The organism is Acinetobacter sp. AS167 (genome assembly GCF_037152175.1).
GTDB lineage: Bacteria > Pseudomonadota > Gammaproteobacteria > Pseudomonadales > Moraxellaceae > Acinetobacter.
The window spans coordinates 1-19081 of record NZ_JBBCMP010000011.1; the positions used below are offsets into that span (position 1 = coordinate 1).

At 36.8% G+C, this 19081-nt stretch carries 16 protein-coding genes; 3 read left to right on the top strand and 13 right to left on the bottom strand.

The window, feature by feature from the left end; translation table 11 throughout:
- From WFN33_RS15815 to WFN33_RS15840, 6 genes are all read right to left on the bottom strand, one after another.
- The coding region (locus WFN33_RS15815; RefSeq protein WP_336953961.1) for an Ig-like domain-containing protein at positions 1-2056 on the bottom strand (2056 nt) is incomplete at its 3' end.
- A gap of 609 nt (positions 2057-2665) precedes the next feature.
- Positions 2666-3409: an LPS export ABC transporter ATP-binding protein gene (gene lptB, locus WFN33_RS15820; protein WP_336953962.1), complete on the bottom strand. Its 744-nt coding sequence runs from the start codon at positions 3407-3409 to the stop codon at positions 2666-2668.
- A complete protein-coding gene (gene lptA / locus WFN33_RS15825; RefSeq protein WP_336953963.1) occupies positions 3409-3951 on the bottom strand; it encodes a lipopolysaccharide transport periplasmic protein LptA in 543 nt (180 codons plus the stop codon). Before lptA ends, lptB begins: the two co-directional genes overlap by 1 nt.
- Before the next feature lie 10 nt (positions 3952-3961).
- Entirely contained in the window at positions 3962-4507 is a 546-nt protein-coding gene (lptC, locus tag WFN33_RS15830; protein ID WP_336953964.1) for an LPS export ABC transporter periplasmic protein LptC, read from the bottom strand.
- A 39-nt stretch (positions 4508-4546) separates the two neighbouring features.
- Positions 4547-5086 (bottom strand): KdsC family phosphatase, encoded by a 540-nt coding sequence (locus tag WFN33_RS15835; protein ID WP_004822583.1) that lies wholly within the window; start codon positions 5084-5086, stop codon positions 4547-4549.
- 3 nt (positions 5087-5089) lie between these two features.
- Positions 5090-6082, bottom strand: a complete 993-nt coding sequence (locus WFN33_RS15840; RefSeq protein ID WP_336953965.1) for a KpsF/GutQ family sugar-phosphate isomerase — start codon at positions 6080-6082, stop codon at positions 5090-5092.
- Positions 6083-6279: 197 nt separating this feature from the next.
- On the opposite strand from WFN33_RS15840, the gene cysS reads away from it, so the two are divergent.
- Together cysS and WFN33_RS15850 are read left to right on the top strand one after the other, a co-directional pair.
- Entirely contained in the window at positions 6280-7701 is a 1422-nt protein-coding gene (gene cysS, locus WFN33_RS15845; RefSeq protein ID WP_336953966.1) for a cysteine--tRNA ligase, read from the top strand.
- A 322-nt stretch (positions 7702-8023) separates the two neighbouring features.
- The gene (locus WFN33_RS15850) at positions 8024-8644 is read left to right on the top strand and encodes a TetR/AcrR family transcriptional regulator (RefSeq protein ID WP_004822589.1); all 621 of its coding nucleotides are present in this window, start codon (positions 8024-8026) and stop codon (positions 8642-8644) included.
- 457 nt (positions 8645-9101) lie between these two features.
- On the opposite strand, the gene WFN33_RS15855 is transcribed toward WFN33_RS15850, so the two are convergent.
- The 7 genes from WFN33_RS15855 to WFN33_RS15885 all read right to left on the bottom strand — a co-directional run bounded on the left by WFN33_RS15855 (position 9102) and on the right by WFN33_RS15885 (position 17813).
- Positions 9102-10052, bottom strand: coding sequence for a LysR family transcriptional regulator (locus WFN33_RS15855; RefSeq protein WP_336953968.1), 951 nt, complete (start codon positions 10050-10052; stop codon positions 9102-9104).
- Between the two features lie 146 nt (positions 10053-10198).
- Positions 10199-11026 carry an SDR family oxidoreductase gene (locus WFN33_RS15860; protein WP_336953969.1) on the bottom strand — a complete coding sequence of 276 codons (828 nt, stop codon included), beginning with the start codon at positions 11024-11026 and terminating at the stop codon, positions 10199-10201.
- A 182-nt stretch (positions 11027-11208) separates the two neighbouring features.
- Complete coding sequence (locus WFN33_RS15865; RefSeq protein ID WP_336953971.1) at positions 11209-12465, bottom strand: acyl-CoA dehydrogenase family protein; 1257 nt, start codon at positions 12463-12465, stop codon at positions 11209-11211.
- 32 nt (positions 12466-12497) lie between these two features.
- On the bottom strand, positions 12498-13748 hold the full coding sequence (locus tag WFN33_RS15870; RefSeq protein ID WP_336953972.1) for an SfnB family sulfur acquisition oxidoreductase: 1251 nt from the start codon (positions 13746-13748) through the stop codon (positions 12498-12500).
- A gap of 329 nt (positions 13749-14077) precedes the next feature.
- A complete protein-coding gene (locus WFN33_RS15875) occupies positions 14078-15469 on the bottom strand; it encodes an LLM class flavin-dependent oxidoreductase (protein ID WP_336953973.1) in 1392 nt (463 codons plus the stop codon).
- A gap of 731 nt (positions 15470-16200) precedes the next feature.
- On the bottom strand, positions 16201-17109 hold the full coding sequence (locus WFN33_RS15880; RefSeq protein WP_336953974.1) for a DMT family transporter: 909 nt from the start codon (positions 17107-17109) through the stop codon (positions 16201-16203).
- Positions 17110-17312: 203 nt separating this feature from the next.
- A complete protein-coding gene (locus tag WFN33_RS15885) occupies positions 17313-17813 on the bottom strand; it encodes a YaiI/YqxD family protein (RefSeq protein ID WP_336953975.1) in 501 nt (166 codons plus the stop codon).
- Positions 17814-18058: 245 nt separating this feature from the next.
- Here WFN33_RS15885 and WFN33_RS15890 point away from each other — a divergent pair, with 245 nt between their 5' ends.
- The gene (locus WFN33_RS15890; protein ID WP_336954069.1) at positions 18059-18988 is read left to right on the top strand and encodes a hypothetical protein; all 930 of its coding nucleotides are present in this window, start codon (positions 18059-18061) and stop codon (positions 18986-18988) included.
- The last annotated feature ends 93 nt before the right edge of the window (positions 18989-19081 follow it).

The window sequence follows — 19081 nt, forward strand, 5'->3', positions numbered from 1 at the left end:
CTGCATCATTGCCTGCTACATCTTGGATCGCATTTGGATCATTACCCGTAGTTGGATCGGTATAACCCACTTCAACCGCTTGACCTGCTGTGACTGCTGTACCTAAGGTCAACACCACACTAGAACCATTCACTGTAACCGCTGTTACAGGTAACACCTGACCATCTGCGGTCACCACGAAACTGTTCAATGGCGGTAAGTTGGTGCCGTCTAGCGCTTCGCTATAGGTCAACGTCAACGATGTGCCTGTTGTATCGAGTGCTGCACTGACAAATGTCGGTGCTGTGCTATCTCCACCGCCAGGCACAGTTGAACCATTATCCACCGTTGTTGCTGGAAGCGTTGCTGCATCATTGCCTGCTACATCTTGGATCGCATTTGGATCATTACCCGTAGTTGGGTCGGTATAACCCACTTCAACCGCTTGACCTGCTGTGACTGCTGTACCTAAAGTCAACACCACACTAGAACCATTCACTGTAACAGCTGTTACAAGTACCACCTGACCATCTGCGGTCACTGCAAAGTCGCCAGCAACAGGTGGATGTAATGGATCAAGTGCTTCACTGTAGGTAAGGGTTAATTGTGTTCCTGTACTATCTACATGTGAAGATTGGAATTGCGGGTTTGTAACGTCACCTGCAGTAATTTCAAGCGCTTTTGGATTACCAGCACCATCTGTCACAGTGACCGTAATTTTTTCACCATCTGTAAGTGGTCGGGTTAACTGGACATTATTAACAATACCATTTCCCGTTGCTGTCCCTGTTCCAATTACATTGCCATTAGTATCCGTAATTTTAACTTGACCTGCTTCATTTGAAGTAACTTCAACATGTGTCGCATCTTGAATGCTTGTAGTAATCACTGGTGCAGTTACATCACCTGCTGTAATTTCAACTGTTTTTGAATTACCCGCGCCATCTGTCACAGTAACCGTAACTTTTTCACCATCTGTAAGTGGGCGAGTTAACTGAATATTATCAACCGTGTTATTACCAGTGACGGTACCCGTACCAATTACATTACCATTTCCATCTGTGATTTTAACTTGACCAACTTCATTTGAAGTAACTTCAATATGAGTTGCATTTTGAATAGTTGTCGTAATAATAGGCGGTGTCACATCACCTACTGTAATTACTTTTTCTGTTTGATTACCTGCTGCATCAATAACATCAACAATAACCTTACTACCGTCATTTAAAGGTGTGTTTAAATCAACTGTTAATTTTCCATCAGCACCAATTACACCCTCAGCAATTGTTTGTCCAGCTTCATTTTTAATTATAACTTTACTACCAGGTTCATTTGAAGTGACTTGAATGGTGTCATTATCAACAATATTTACTTCAACATCAGGTTTTGTAACATCCCCAACATTTATTGTTTCAGTTGTTTTATTTCCCGCATTATCTGTTGCTGTAATTGTAATTTTTTCATTATCAACTAAAGGTCTTGTTAAACTAACTTCAAGCCCACCTGCTTGATTTAGTTGTCCTGATCCAATTATTTTACCACTCGCATCCACTATTGTAATTTTACTTGCTTCATCTGCAGTGATTTTGATTTTCTGATTATCTAAAATATCATAGCTTAGTTTTGGTCCTGTTTTATCACCACTTCCCGAATGACTTGAACTACCACTGCTCCCTGATGCGGCTGCAATACCGATTACTCCAGCTGCAGCTGCGACCCAAGCCCATGCTGGCACAGCAGAGTGTTCACCAACAAGGTATTCATGAAAATCAGCAATCCCCAAATAATCAATTTTAGTTACTGTACCACTTGCATCAAACTCAAGAAAGTTAAGTAAATAATGCTTTCCATCTGAAGTTTCTATTGTAAATTCTTTTGGTTTTTCACCAATAAAGAAATCCTCAATAACGACTTTTTCTCCATTTTGTAAATAAACCTCCAAATTATTATTAACTTTTACAATTTTGGCTATTTCTGCGCTATCAAGATTTACTTTATACACTGAGTAGTGTTTATTAACTAAATCCTGAGTAAGAACTTTAGCCGTTCCTTTTTCATAAATAGTGATATTTTTCATAATATTTTTTCCGTCTTATAATTTACTGTTATGCAAAAAAGATAAATAAGTGAGATAAATTTCACAAGTGTATATTTTTGATATTAAAATCAGATAAGCATATAAAAAACAGCACTTGTCTATAATGGCTAAATGATTGGTCTTTTTAAAACCATTAATTTGTGATGTAATTATCATTTAATTAAAATCATACTTGTTTATTTTACTAAATTATTTCGATTCAATTTAATTATCACTTTATATTCATTATTAATATTCATAATGATCAATTTTATAAATTTATTTAAATTTGTTTAATAATCTTGCCTATTTTAAAAACAATAAACTATTATTTTCATACCACTCATAGTATTTAAAAGTATGTAATTCCCATTTAAATTTTATGGGTATTATAGAAACTTAAGAATTTAGCTTAGATTAATTTTTAAACAAAACATGTAACACATTTCTTAATTAGTGATAGATGTCACATTAAAACTATGTTGTTAAATTTTAATGAAATAATAATTAATAAAATATTCAATCAAAACTGATCTTTTTTCAAATATACCGCACAAAAAGCAAAAAAAAATGAAGGAGTTCCTTCATCTTTTTAAAAAGGCTGAGTAGTTAGACGGTAAAATCATCACCTAAATATACTTGGCGCACGGTTTCATCTGCCAAAACATCTTCTGGTGTACCTTCCGCAATCACAGCGCCTTCGCTCACAATATAAGCATGCTCACAAATCGCTAAAGTTTCTCGAACATTATGGTCAGTAATCAAAACACCGATCCCACGATCTTTTAACTGGCGAATTATATCTTTAATATCACCTACAGAGATTGGATCGACACCTGCAAAAGGTTCATCCAAAAGCATGAATTTTGGATCTGCTGCAAGCGCACGTGCGATCTCAGCACGGCGACGCTCACCACCCGATACGCTCATTCCAAGTGAATCTTTAATATGGGTGATTTTAAAATCTTCCAATAATTCTTTAAGACGTTGCTGGCGCTGCTGTTTATCTAAGTCTTTTCGTGTTTCAAGAATCGCCATGATATTTTCAGCAATCGTTAACTTTCTGAAAATTGAAGCTTCCTGAGGAAGATAACCAATTCCTTTACGTGCTCGCTGATGCATAGCTAAATCAGAAATATCTTCATTATCTAGATGAATTTCTCCCTTATCCATTCGCACCAAACCAACGACCATATAAAAGCTGGTAGTTTTCCCTGCACCATTCGGCCCAAGCAAACCCACAATCTGTCCACTTTGCATACTAAATGAAACGTCTTTAACCACCCAGCGTTTACTATAAACTTTAGCTAAATGTTTAATACAAAGTACTTGAGGCTGATTTGATGCTGTCATTAATCACGCGCTCCAGGAAAAGACTTGGTACTATTTGGCGGGATAATAATTTGTACACGTCCTTTCGGTGAACCTGTGCTATTTGAACTACCGGAAGCTTCAATATCGCCTTTGTTCATACTATATTTTAATGAACTACTGCGAATACTTGCTCCATCTTGATATAAATAAGCATTACCAATTAAATTAATAATACCTGTTTCAGCATTATAAATAATTTTTTGTGCTTCCCCACGAGCAACACCCTTTGCCGTATCAACTTGTTGTTGAAACTTTGCTGGGCCCCCAGTGGCAGTAATGGTGCTAATTTGCTTATTTTTATTTAATTGAGCCACAATTGAAGCAGCTTGAAGCTTCATTGTACCTTGCTCAATGATGACATTACCAGTATATGTCGTTACACCCGCAGCTTCATTATAGGTTGCTTTATCTGCAACCAATGAGATTGGTTGATTACGATCTGATGGTAATGCAAATGCTGCTGCAGACAAGCCCATTAAACCGGCAGTGCAGATCGCTTTTATTAGGAAAGATTGTTTCATTAAAAAAGGCTTAGTTAGGTACATACTTTCCTCGAATATGTGCAAATTCATATTGACCTTGGTTTAAATCAGCTTTTAAACCCTGACTAATAAATTCTGCATCAGGTGCATTAACAGTCACTTGGTGAGTCGTTTCAAACTGACGTATTTTAGGATACCCCGTTAACTCGTCTGTCTGAAATTCCATGGTCCCTCGTTCACCAATCTTGGTCGCTTTAACTTGTCCAGATAAAACGACTTTTTCATTGTCATTAAATCCTCGTGCTTGTTTTGCAAAAAAAGTTGAATCAACTTTATTTTGATGAAACATCGAAGCATTGAGGTTACTCAGTGTTGAAGTTTTTCTTTGTAAATCTTGTTCTAAACGATCCACTTGAGCACGAACATAAAGATTGCCCTTTTCATCTGTTTGGACCAACTGGATACCCTCAGCAGTATACGTCATGCTTTTTGCTGAATTCGCATCCAACTTTTTGCTTTTCCCACTGTAATAGTAATAGCCACCACTGATTGCCGCGATGACAACTGCAGTCACATATAAAACCTTAGTATCCATAAATTACATTCAACATTTGATCAATCTGAATTTACGCTATTAATGCGGTATAGCTGTATATTTTTCAAGTAATTCTTGGTAAGTGCCTTTTGCCATCAGCAACATATCACAGACTTCACGCACAGCTCCACGCCCACCCATCGCCTGAGTGACTAAATCTGCTCGACGACGCACTTCAACATGCCCGTTGGGTACAGTGACTTTCATCCCTGCAATTGCAAAGGCTGAAAGATCTGGCCAATCATCACCCATATATAAACAGTCTTCAGGATCTAAATTGAATTGAGCACAAGCTTCTTTAAGTGCAGCACCTTTGTCTTCACGACCTTGAAAGACCAAATCCACGCCAAGATCAGCCATACGTTTTTCAACAATATTGCTTTTACGTCCTGTGATAATGATGACTTTAATTCCAGATTTTTGCACCAGTTTCATACCTAATCCGTCGCGAATATCAAAGGATTTAATTTCATCCCCTGTATTGGTCAATGTCACAAAACCATCACTCAAAATACCATCTACATCTAAAACCAATGCTTCAATATGACGCGCTTGTTCCAGTAAAACATAAGAAGCCATTGATTAATTTACTCCAGCTTGAATCAGGTCATGCATACTAATTACACCAATCACTTTATTGACATCATCAACGACGATAAATTGACTAATTTTCTTTTCATTCATTTTTTCTAAAGCTTCAACTGCACGTGCTTCTTTTGAAATGGTTGAAGGGTTTTGAACCATGACCGCGGAAACAGGCAAGTTCACATCAAAACCTTGCTGTCTATCAATTAAACGGCGTAAATCACCATCAGTAAATATGCCCAATAAGCTGTCATTTTCATCGACAACCGTGGTTAAACCTAAACGCTTATTGGAAATTTCGTACAAAACTTTATTCATTGGCGTATCAGGAAATACTTTTGGTAAATCAGTGCCTGTACGCATCAAATGTTTTACATGTAACAACAGACGTTTGCCTAATGCACCTGCAGGATGTGACATTGCAAAATCATCTGCAGTAAAACCACGTGCATCTAATAGCGCCACAGCCAGTGCATCGCCCAATACCAATGTTGCAGTAGTACTTGAGGTTGGCGCCAAACCTAATGGACATGCTTCTTTAATATTTCCAAGTGTCAACGCAACATCTGCATTTTGTGGCATAGGTCCTTTGTCATCACCACTGATGGTGATCAAAGGTACTTCCAAATACTTAATCAGTGGCATCAACATCATAATCTCATCACTCTTTCCAGAGTTTGAAATTGCAATCAACACGTCACCTTTGACCAACATACCTAAATCGCCATGCCCTGCTTCACCAGGATGCATAAAGAATGATGGTGTGCCTGTTGATGCGAAAGTTGCTGCCATTTTTCGCCCAATATGCCCAGATTTCCCCATACCCGTAATCACTAAACGACCTTGGCACTGTAAAATAATTTCACATGCGCGCGTAAAACGCTCATCAATTTGAGTCGCTAAAATCTCTATGGCATGTTCTTCAATGCGTAAAGTTTCAAGTGCAACTTTTTGAAAATCAACTTGATTTGATTTATTTTCAGGATTCAAAATGGGCTAACCTTAACTCTATAAAGAGTTTTGAATATCGAATGGAATATTTTTGCTATTTTAGCATAGCAATACAATAGGCTGCTTTCCTAAATGTATAAATTTCATTTTCTTAGAAAAATAACGTATAAAACTTTATGAAATATGGAGCTTAGGTTAAGATTAATCATCATTTTGTTGAAGCCTTTAGAAAACCTATGCAACCATTTGTTCTTTACAACTCTGAGCAACGAAAAAAAGTTGAATTTGTTCCCCGTAAAGAAGGACATATCGACATGTATGTGTGCGGTATGACAGTTTATGATTACTGTCATATAGGCCATGCTCGGGTGATGGTTGCTTTTGACTACATTATTCGTTTTTTACGTAGTCAAGGTTGGAATGTTAAATACGTTCGTAACATCACAGATATCGATGACAAAATTATTGCGCGTGCCAATGAAAATAGTGAAAGCATTACAGCTTTGACCGATCGTTTTATCAAGGCGATGAATGATGATGCCGAAAATTTAGGATGCTTAGCACCCGATGAGGCACCCCGCGCAACAGATTATATCGATCAAATGCAGAATATGATTGGCAACCTTGTCAATAAAGGCACGGCTTACCCTTCTGCAATTGGCGATGTCTATTTTGAAGTTGAAAAATTTAAGAACTATGGCCGACTTTCAGGACGTAAACTTGCCGATATGCAAGCTGGCGCTTCTGAACGTGTTGATGTTGAAGTTGAGAAGAAACATCCATTTGACTTTGTGCTATGGAAACATGCTAAAGAAAATGAGCCTTCATGGGCTTCACCTTGGGGCAATGGCCGTCCAGGTTGGCATATTGAATGCTCAGCAATGTCAACTTGCTGCTTAGGCAATCATTTCGATATTCATGGGGGCGGTTCAGATCTTTTATTCCCACATCATGAAAATGAAATCGCGCAATCAGAAGCTGCAACAGATGAACAATATGTAAACTACTGGATGCATGTTGGCTTTATCAATGTCGATGGCGAAAAAATGTCTAAATCTTTAGGCAACTTTTTTACCATTCGTGATGTGATGGAGAAATTTCATCCTGAAGTGATTCGTTATTTTATTGTGTCATCACACTATCGTAGCCCTGTAAACTTTTCGGATTTTGCACTAAAAGAAGCAAAAACTACGCTTTCTCGTTTTTATCATGCATTTAAAGCGTATCAACAAGTCTATGGCGATAAAACCACAGACCTGTTAGATGAAACGCTAGTCGAGCGCTTTAATTCAGCAATGCGTGATGACTTCAATACATCTGAAGCAATTGCAGTTTTATTCGAAATTATTAAAGAATTGAATCGTGCGGTTAAAGAAGAGAATGCAGCGCAATCTACACTTTATTATTCTACGTTACGCCACTTGACCAATATCCTTGGCTTGGTTCAATACAATGTAGATGACTTTTTAAAATCAGATATTGGTCAAGAAGCACTTGGCTTATCTCAAACGGATATTGAGGATTTCATTCAACAACGTGTTGATGCCAAGAAAAATAAAGACTTTGCCCGTGCAGATGAAATCCGTCAGTCTTTGCTTGCTCAAGGTGTAGTACTGGAAGATACACGTCAAGGTACCATTTGGCGCCGCGCAGATTAATCTCTAAGAGCTTTATTAAAAAGAAAAACCTGATCAAACGATCAGGTTTTTCTTTTTAAAGTCGTTGCTAACTAAATATGTTTTAAACGGTATATCTCTTGCCATTTTTTTAGTCGTAGTGTGACCTTACTTAAGTTTAGTTTTATAAATGGTTCATTAAAATTTTTAACATCGCTAATTTGCTTATATAAAATCTAAATTATTAAATATATTGAAAAAATAAATATTTTATTGAATATGATGGACTATAGTTTTATTGAATCAGCGAAATAGCTGATATACTCTGAGTCCAGTTCTTCATCAGCAGTTTTGGATCAATAGAATGAGTTCAGTGCGCCAACAGAATTTTCTTCTTCGCAAAGAGAAAATTTTAGCAATGGCAGAAACCTTATTGCTTGATAATAATCAGGATATTACGTTAAGTGAGCTTGCTGCTGAACTTGATATCGCAAAAGGAACGATCTATAAACATTTTAAAAGTAAAAACCAACTGTATCTTGAACTGATTATTTTGAATGAAAAACGACTTTTAGATATTTCTAAAGCCTACCATCACGATATTAAAATCTATGTATCTGAATACATGTTATATAACATGTTAAATTCGAATCGAACAATTTTACTGCATGTGATTGAAGAGCGTCTAACCAATAATGAACGTAAACTCAAAGATTTATTCGAAGAACTTTATAGCATACGTGAACAACGTATTTTAGAAATTAAAGATCTTTTCGGAGCACATCTCAAAGCCTTAAACAGTAGTATGTCTATCCGTGATTACTTGTCCTATATCTGGACAGTGACTTATGGCGCATCATTATTGTTAAATTCTACGCACTATCAAAAATCCATTGGTTCACGTGAACGCTTAATCAAACTCTATGTCAATCAAGCATTGATGACACCTGATAAGCTAACCGATTCAGAGCACCAAGCAAATTAATGTTAAAAGGATAACTGTTCTTAAGCTATTTAGTTTTAAAAAGTCCTTTTAAAATTTATTTTGATTTTTTTCTAAAAGCTACAGTTCTAAATTATTATCTAAAGACCGTTAAACAACAATTAATTACACTTTTAAGTTGATACTGTTGAACTGGTGATAGCTTTTCTAAGTCACAATATAGCTGTTTAAAAAATGATATACATCATACACTTGTGTCATATAATTCGAGTTCAATACATCAAGATAAGCTTGAACAATTTGATGGGAAAAATGACCTAATTGCAAAAGATATTCTGCTTTCCTGTGCATATTGTTTATACACACATCCATTTAACTGCTGACCTGCGTGTAAATCTCGTTTAAACTTTCTGAATCAAAAATATTAAGCTTTTTCATCAATAATATTTTATCAAGTTGTTGATACCAATCATTCTGGATGTATCAATTCGAGAAACCCTTAAACTTCTGGCTGATCAGCATAGTTCAATAACTGACTGGGTAAAGGCATTGAATTCACCTGACTAAAAATCTCATAACACATATGTCTTAACCACTGATGGCTAGTTTTATGATGACATGACATATGCCAATACTGCTTAATCGAATAAGTCGGAAACGAAATGGGTGCTGGGAAAATTTGTAAGTTTCCTCGTGACAACAAGACTTCACTCAAATAATAAGGAACGGTTGCAATCGAGTCAGTATCTTGCACCACCAATCCAACGCCTAGATAACTCGGGATACGCATCAACACATTACGTTTTAAATCTAAATTTAACAGCTCGTTGGCGATGTGGTAATGCCCAACACCTGCATCAATATCGATGTGTGATTCACTCAAATACTGTTCAACGGTCATGCTTTGTTGAGTTAATCGTGGATGATCTTTTGATGCAATCACCACATAAAATTGTTCGAATAATTTTTGTTGATAGAAACCATTTTCTAATTGCGGTAAAAACCCAATCGCCAAATCAATTTCACCATTTGCCATCTGATAACTGGTTTCAGAGGTGATGGCGCGAACATTTAATTTAACATGTGGTGCATGTGCTTTGAGATATTGAGAAATTTTAGGCAATAAAACTAAGTGAGAAACATCTGTCATCGCGACAGTAAACTGTTGCTGAGATGCTGTTTCATCAAAATCCACACTAAAATTATTAATAATTTCAACTTTGCTCAGCGCTTCACTGATCAAGGGATAAAGTTGTTTAGATAATTCTGTAGGCACCATTTCATTACCAATCCGTAAAAATAACGGATCGTTATAATGAACACGAATTTTATTTAGAATATTGCTTACTGTAGGTTGGCTCATCGCTAAATGATCTGCGGCAACAGAAACACTTTTAAACTTGTAGATATAGTAAAAAATACTGAGCAACTTACAATCTAACTCATACACGAAATTACATCTCACTCATTTTCTAGATTCAATATTATATCTTCTGCTTTTTTATAAAAATTTCCAATGTTTTAATGTACCGATTTTAAACAATCAACTCAGGATTTTAAAATCGGCACGGATTATTGGCGTGATCAGCTCAGCAATTATTCTTTAACAAACAAATCAACCATTAACTCATCCTCTGAATCAGCATAGCGATATTCATTAAAATCTGTAATACCATACTCTCGGAGGATTTCTTCATCAATCAATAAGCGTCCTGTTAAGGCGCGTTTTTCACTGTTTAAAATACGATAAGCGGCATCTGCCATAATGTTCGGTTTACGAGCTCTGCTAAATAATTGCTTACCGCCTAAAGAAAACTCAATTGCAGCTGTGGCAATAATCGTTCTCGGCCATAGTGAATTTACACTCACCCCATAACCGGAAAACTCTTGATTCATCCCTAAAGTCAACATACTCATGCCATATTTAGTAATGGTATACGGTGCATAGCTAGCAAACCATTTTTCATCCAAGTTTAACGGCGGTGAAAGATTTAAAATATGCGGATTGTCACTGTTTTTTAAATAAGGTAGTACAGCTTGACTACATACCATCACAGCACGTGTATTGATCTGATACATTAAATCGAAACGGTTTGGGTCAAGCGTCTCTACGCCAGACAGTTTAATCGCACCAGCATTGTTAATTAAAATATCAATTCCACCGAAATGCTTTGCTGCTTGTTTCATGGCAAGCGCAACCGCATCTTGATCACGTACATCCAGTTGAAGTGCTAAAGCTTGACCACCTACCGCCTCAACTTCTTGAGCAACAGTAAAAATCGAGCCCCCTAATTTAGGATGCTCTTGTGTAGATTTTGCAGCAATCACAATGTTCGCACCATCTTGTGCAGCTTTTAGTGCAATCTCTCGCCCTATTCCTCGGCTTGCACCGGTAATAAAAAGTGTTTTTCCTTTAAGCGACATGATTTCCTCGTTGTATTTGTTTTTTGCTGTACTAATCTACTTAACTTTGTTTTCACCTCATAGTACCAAATCTACCATTTTGTATACTCATGAGTATAATAATTATTATTCTTTATAGTCTTTATAAAAATCAAAAGCTTGCATAAGCAAGCCTTGGACTAAAGGTGGTGAAAATTTAAATTCTAGGCAGCACCAACTTTTGGACTTGTTCCAATTTGCCAAACAAAAGGCAATGGTTCACGATTAACTTCCCAATCACCAATCACTTTTTCCTTATATACGACTGGATTATGTGAAGATACGACCCGTGCATTGCGCCAGAAGCGATCAAGTTGTTTTGTGGTGGTACTTGCAGATGCACCAAGCGCATTAAATAACTTACTGGTTAACTCCAAGACTAAATCAGAAATAACCACCTGCCCTTGTGCTGCCTCTAATTCAGCATCATTATTTGCTTGAATATTTTTTACTTCGGATTCACTAAAGTGACTAATATATGCACGCTGCAAAGCTTCTGCTGTTTGCGTGGTGATACTTTGACTTGCATAGGCTTGTGCGGAAGCTTTACCAATCACCTGTAAAATCTGTGGATCATTACGTACTAAGTCAGCATTGCCATGACTAAAAATACGATCACGCTTTTGTACTTCATGAATAAATGTTGCAACTGCTGACTGTGCAATACCCGATAAGGTTGCCAAATGAATGACTTGGTAGAACGCAGTCTGATATTTAAAACGTTGCTCAAAAGGCAAAATATGGTCTGCTTCGATTGCAACATTGCTTAACGTTAGAGTGCCACTTCCCGTGGTTTTTTGACCAAAACCATCCCAATCATCCAGTACTTCAACACCAGAAGCATGTCGAGAAATCGCAGCAATAACATGCTGATCCGTACGTTCATCAAAGGCAAATAAATCAACCCAATCCGCAAAGATTGTGCCTGTTGAATAGTACTTCTTCCCATTGACCAGCAATTGATTATTATTTTGAGTTACACGGGTAATCACATCACCAATTTTTACATGACCGATTTCAGTCCATGCATTCCCCACCAAATCACCTTGAACAAAGCGTTTAAACCATAATTCTTGATTCTTAAACTTATGTGCATTTAATCGATCTTCAACAAAAGCGAAATGCCCCCGCAATGCTTGCACAATATTTGAATCGGCCTTTGCAAGTTCAGTGAGCAATTGAAATAACTGAGGTAAAGACACCCCATCTCCACCAAACTTGACTGGCACACGTAATGCACCAAAACCTGCATTTTTTAGCCAATCTATTTGCTCATACGGCAATATACGCTGTTGCTCGCGTTCAACGACACCCTGTGAAATTTTTTCAAAAATTGCACGATATTTTGACGCAACCGTCTCATAGTCTGCTGAGATTGATAAATCTTCAATAAAACGGTTTTGAATATCTAAGTTACCCATTTTTTCTCTCCATCATTTGCTTATTTTTATTCTTAGCTCCACGCATGGCGTGGTAAGTGAATGTTATTGAGATAATAATTACCGACTAAATTAAATTTCCAACGTACAGGATCATGCAAAGTATGGGTACGTGCATTACGCCAATGGCGATCTAAATTTAATTCAGACAATGTTGAACGAGTACCTGATAATTCAAATAATTTGTTAGAAGCCAGAATGGCAATTTCAGTTGTTAATACCTTGGCTTCTGCAACCAGTAATGCCGCCTGATTAGCATTCTCTTCAGATGGATCGGCAATTGCTTGATCAATTGCATCACCAGCCAAGTCTAAAACGGCTTCGGCTGCACGTAATTTAATTTTTAACTCCCCTATACTTGCAATGGTATACGGATCATCGCTCGCTTTTTCTAAACCTGAGTCAATCCAAGGGCGTGAATGTAAGCGTACATATTGAATCGTTTCATCAATTGCACCACGCGCAATACCAGCATCCACTGCGACTTGAATGAATTGAGAAATCGCACCTGCTGCTGTAGGTCTTTCAAAGGCTTTATGGATCGGCACAATATATTTTTCATCAACTTGAACTTGTTTTAGTACTACAGTTCCACTCGCTGTAGTTCTCTGTCCAAATCCAGACCAATCATTGACAATTTCCAGACCTGTACTTGTTCGTGGCGTTAAGGCAACCACAGGTAGCCCATCTTCATTCACTGCTACGACAGGTACCCAATGTGCCAATAGAGCCCCTGTAGCAAAGAATTTTTGACCATTAATTTCATAGCCTTGAGTTGTTTTATGTATTTTGGTTTCTAAGTCAGCAACGGTCTTGCTACCTTTTTCTGAAAAGGCATTACCCAGACGTCGACCTTTTAAAATTTCAGCAAAGAAAAATTGTTGCTGTTCAAGACTGGCATCTAAACGGAGATGCTCTATAAAAGCCCAATGATTTTGCGCAATTTGTCCAAGTGAAGGATCTACACTAGAAATAGTTTTAACCACATCTGCTAATGTACGATATTTCACTTCAGCCCCACCAAAAGCATGTGGAATATTAATCCCCCATAAACCACTTTGTGAGTAGAGCTGTATCTCCTCAAGTGGCAAACGTCGTTCATAATCACGTTGTGATGCTTCTTTGGCAAACTCTTTGGCTAAATTTTTCGCTACTTGAATAGCTTCTTCATCCGATTGAATAACATGTGCATCATGATTCAATTCAAAAAATTGCAAAGGAACGGCCGTCTGAGAAGAAAAGTTTTTTTGGTTTAAATCAGTCATTGTTGTTACTCTTTTAAATAAGCATGGATTTAAACTAGCATTATTTTTTTATGCTATTTATACGAATAAATGCATTTATTATTCAAAACAAAATTATAAATTTATCACTAAAATTCATATCCATTAAAACCATAAAAAAAGCCCACATTATGTGGGCTACGTTCTGACTAACGAGCTAAATGATTATGAAATAAATGACTAATTTAAAAACCATTTAAAGATCAATTTTAAAACAATATCAATCAATACAACTCATATTGCTAGATAATGGCAATGTATGCTCCACAATCAGATGAATTAATATTTTATCTCAGAGTATAATTTTAAGATTAACTGGCTTGTGCCAATCTATCCGTATTCGCTTTGCGATATTGTGAGCCTCGATGATTCTTTGATAAATAAGCACCTTGTTCAAATAGTTTTTCTCGTAAAGTACCCTGACGATATTCTGTTTGATAAGCACCACGACGTTGTAGCTCAGGTACAATAAAATCTACAATATCTATAAAAGTTTGATGTGCCAAAATATAGGCTAAATTAAAGCCATCAACATCTGTATCTTCTGCCCATTGTTGTAACTCATCAGCAACCGTTTGTGCTGAACCGACCAACACAGGACCATTTCCCCCCACACTATTCCAATGGGCAATTTCTTCAATTGTCCAAATACGGTTAGGGTCCGCATTGACATAAGCATCTAACATCGATTGAATCGCATTGGTTTCAATATACTCAACCTTATCATGAGGTTGATACTGTGAAAAATCTACACCAGACCAACCAGACACTAAGGTCAAAGCACCGTTATAACTTCCATACGACTGATATTCTTTAAATTTTTCCTGAGCTCTTTTATCCGTTTCATCAGTTACAATTGACAATAAGGTGTAAATTTTAACAGAATAAGGGTCACGTCCTTCCTGTTTTAATTTTTCACGAATACTTTGAACAATTTTCTTGGCTGCTATTTTTGATGGTGGTGCAATAAAAATACATTCAGCATTTTGGCTTGCAAATGTTTGCCCTCGAGCAGAAGCACCTGCTTGATAGAGTACAGGTGTGCGCTGTGGTGAAGGTTCACAAATATGAATACCAGGAACTTTAAAGTATTTCCCTTCATGTAAAATGGGATGCACTTTTGTATGATCTGCAAAGATTCCAGCCTGTTTATCTCTTAAAACCGCATCATTTTCCCAAGATCCTTCCCACAACTTATATAGCACCTCTAAATACTCATCGGCAATATCATAGCGATCATCATGATTTAATTGCGTATTTAGTCCTAAGTTTTTAGAACCACTTTCCAAATAGGAGGTGACAATATTCCACCCCACTCGACCTTTGGTGAGATGATCTAATGTACTGATTCTTCGCGCAAAAGGATAAGGATGTTCAAAAGATATTGATGTTGTCACACCAAAACCTAAATGTCGGGTCACCGCAGCCATCGCTGGGATAATTTGCAAAGGATCATTGACTGGGACTTGCACTGCACCAGTCAATGCATGTTCTGCACTTTGGTGGTAAACATCATATATCCCAAGTACATCCGCAATAAAAATGCCATCAAATAGCCCGTTTTCCAAGATTTTAGCGAGGTCAGTCCAATATTCAATATCTTTATATTCTGTTGAGCGATCTGAAGGATGACGCCATAAACCAGGAGATTGATGTGCAATACAATTCATTTCAAAGGCATTAAAGCGGATCTGCTTAGTCATTTCTCTTCAACTCATCTTGAATATTATTTTTATCCTATGCCATTTATCTTTATTCTTTTATCTCAATATCTTCAATTATTATCATGATTGCTTTTATCTAAAATAATGAAATAAATATACTTTTTTATACAAATTGGTTTATTCACCATAATTATCGTCAAACTAACTAATTATTCATATAAGTGATTTTCATCAAATTCCTGATCATAAATGAAGCCTATCTTTTTGTATGCGCTTTATGGAACTGCTGGTTATCAATTCATTTTTTGTATTTTTGAATCAAAGATGGTGATCCTACCGTGAGGCGACAGAGAAGCCGCCATTAGGTGGGAGTAGAGGACGTCCCCCTCGCTCTACATGAGCAAAAACAAAGCAGAGTTTTGTTTGCAGCGCAAAGTTTGGCATCCTCCTACGAAATGTGTGGCATTGCCAACTTTTTATAACCAAATAACTTATCCGCCATGTAGTTGATTTAATTTAAAATATTATTTGAGGGAAATTATATTCTTGTGTTTGAGTTTTTTGATAAGTTGGCTATATATTGGCTTTCATCAATCTGTAAGCATCGATTAACATTTTAAAAAATTAAAAACACATCTTCTTTAAAAAGCATCTACATAGCTTCAATGAGCTGTACAAATAAACTATGCAAAAGCCTGAATCTAAGCTTAGTTGAAGGCTAATCACTTAGCATAAAATCTAAAGAAAAAAGAAAAAAGAAAAATTCGATGCTAATTTTTAATCTTTTTGGCTAGCAATTGACGTGCTTTAAAATCTTTGTAAAAGTATAAAAATAACCCGAAAATCAAAACTACCGCGCCGATAAACACATTCATAGTTGGTTTTTCATTATTGAGCATCGCGCCTAAAAACATGGCAATCATTGGGGTCATCACTGTAGTCAATGATAAAGTTGTGGCTTTAATATTTTGAACCAATTTAAAATAACAAAACATTGCCAGCAATGAAGCCATAAATACGGTATAAATCAATGCCAATAGTGATTTAGTTTCTGGAATATGCGTAGGCGCATACTGCCAAATAAAAGGAATAATACACATTGCAGCCAACGTAGAAACCAAGATTGAACCTGTTGCTTGCGCCATTGGGACGACATCTGCATTCACTTTTTTTACCCAAAAGATGGAAAAAGCATAAGTAAATACACTCATCAACATCAGCATAATTCCAACGGGATGCACATGTTGGCTGGCGCCGCTACTGGTACAAATAATGGCTAAACCGACAACAGCAAGCAGCATGCCAAGCCATTGAATCCCATGTAATCTCTGACCAAAGCCAAAACGACCAATAAGTCCTGCCATAATCGGGGCTAATCCAAACATCAAAGCAATAATACCTGAACTTAAATAACTGGTTGCGGCATAGGTAAAAATTTGTGAACCAATCAGACTAAATGAACCAGCTAAATAACTATGTAAAGCAATTTTATTACACGGTAATTTAACTTTTAAAATCAGCAACAAAAATAAAGCAATCGGCAAGGCGATAAAAAACCGCAAAACCAAAGCCCACATCATATGTAAATCTGCCACACTCCATACAATTGCCAAAGGCGTACTTGCCCAAATGAAGACCAATAAAATATAGATCGTCATCAGGTTGGATTTAGAGGGCATATGGATTCCTAAATGACTGCTGGGTGTGAATTAAATTGTTGGATTCAAAAATGAATTTTACATTGATCTTTGCAAATTCAATTAAATCTTAATCAAGCAACGGGAAGCTCTATTGATATAAATATCTATTGAAAAGCAAGTTCGATTAATTCAAAAGGTCGAAAAAATTCAGTTGCAGATGATTTTTAAATCAAGCATTAGACTTATATCGAAGTCTTACGTTTCTGCTTGAGAATCGTCTGGTCTAAGCTACTCGAAAACTCACGTTTATCACGCTCAGAAATCGGTGGCGGCCCACCCGTTTGTACACCAGCACCACGCAAGGTATCCATAAAATCACGCAAATGTAAACGAGCTTTGACATTGGCTGATGTATAAACCTCTCCACGTGGGTGAATTGCTACACCACCCTTTTCAATGACCTGTGCTGCCAAAGGAATATCCTGAGTAATCACAATATCATGCTCACTCATACGATCAACAATTTCTTGATCAGCTTGATCTGCACCCGACATTGCTTGAATTGAGTTGATCCGTACAGACGGTGTAATACCCACAGGCTGGTTTGCAACAAAAGTAACTTCTAATTGATAACGGTCTGATGCACGTAAGATCACTTCACGAAGAATTTTAGGTAAAGCATCTGCATCGACCCAAAGTTTAAATGGCAGCACACAACATCTCTGATAAAGATTTTTAAACATTTTAGCAAAATGCCGTTACGCTGTCCTATGCATATTCTTTTATTTATTGCGCAAATCTTTAACGACTTCGAAATCCAATCAAACTTTTCATCTGTATTTTGGTGATTAAAAGTACAATTTAAGGCGTGGTTGATGGCAATTGAGTTTAATATTCTGGTTTTTCTTATGATTTTACATTTCAGGACTTGAAATCTAGCAATCATCCTCGATTTAATAGCATAAGAGAGGCATTTAAAATCGTGAAAATGAACAATCAAAACAGACCTGAAACAATTATCATAGAAGATCAGAATTTTGGTAGCCATGTCGAACATTGGAGTCTATTGACAGAAAACCCAACGTCCGAAGTACCCAAATGGTTAGGTTTGGCTTTGGATGCACCAGTGATGCCCATGGGGCTTTGTTCAAAAGAATGTGATATGGATGTATCAACTTGGTTAATCCAAGGTCCAAACGGTTCTTCTGTACAGCTCTGTCAAGTGATTGATGTTGAGAATAACAAACCTAAAGCTGTAAAAACGGCTTTCCCCAGTTTTGAAAGTCCGTATCAATTAAATGCTTCTATCGACCGTATCATTACCTGCAAAACCAACACTCAAGCAGTGCTTAGCTTAAAAGTAGGTGAAAATAGTGTGGTCTATGCATTTGACAGTTTATACAGTGTAAATGGACACCAATATTCTCAAGATCAACAGTATAAAGTTCAACTGAATGCATGGGCTTATGAGCTCGAAAAAGTTTCAGACCATGAACAAATCATTGTTGATGATCCTGCTTCAATCAAACACCATCGTGCATTAAACGATATCCTTTCACAAAATAATGGTATTACGCCTGAAAATCTTCAAGAACAAATTGATGCATGGGAAGCGAAGTCAGAAGATGACAAAGCTCCTGTTACTGTTGATTTTTCTAAAATGGTGGCATACCTATACGGAGAAACTTTAGGACAAGAGGATGAAGCTTGGTTTCAAGGAAAAGTTGTTGGCAAAACTGAAATGCAATTTATGCAACAAAACTACACACTTTATGATGTCACTTTAATTCTTGAAGAGAACCAACCAGCAATCTTAATCCGTATTGCAACTAAAGATCCTGCTTTCAAAGATTTTGAAATTGGACAATATATTCGTGGCAATATTTGGATTCAAGCAAACATTTTTTCAGCTGCTTGATTCAAAAACAGATTGATCAGCATGATGGAAAACCCATCATGCTTTTTTATTACATGTTTTGTAACATTTCTATTATATCTAAATACATCCCTG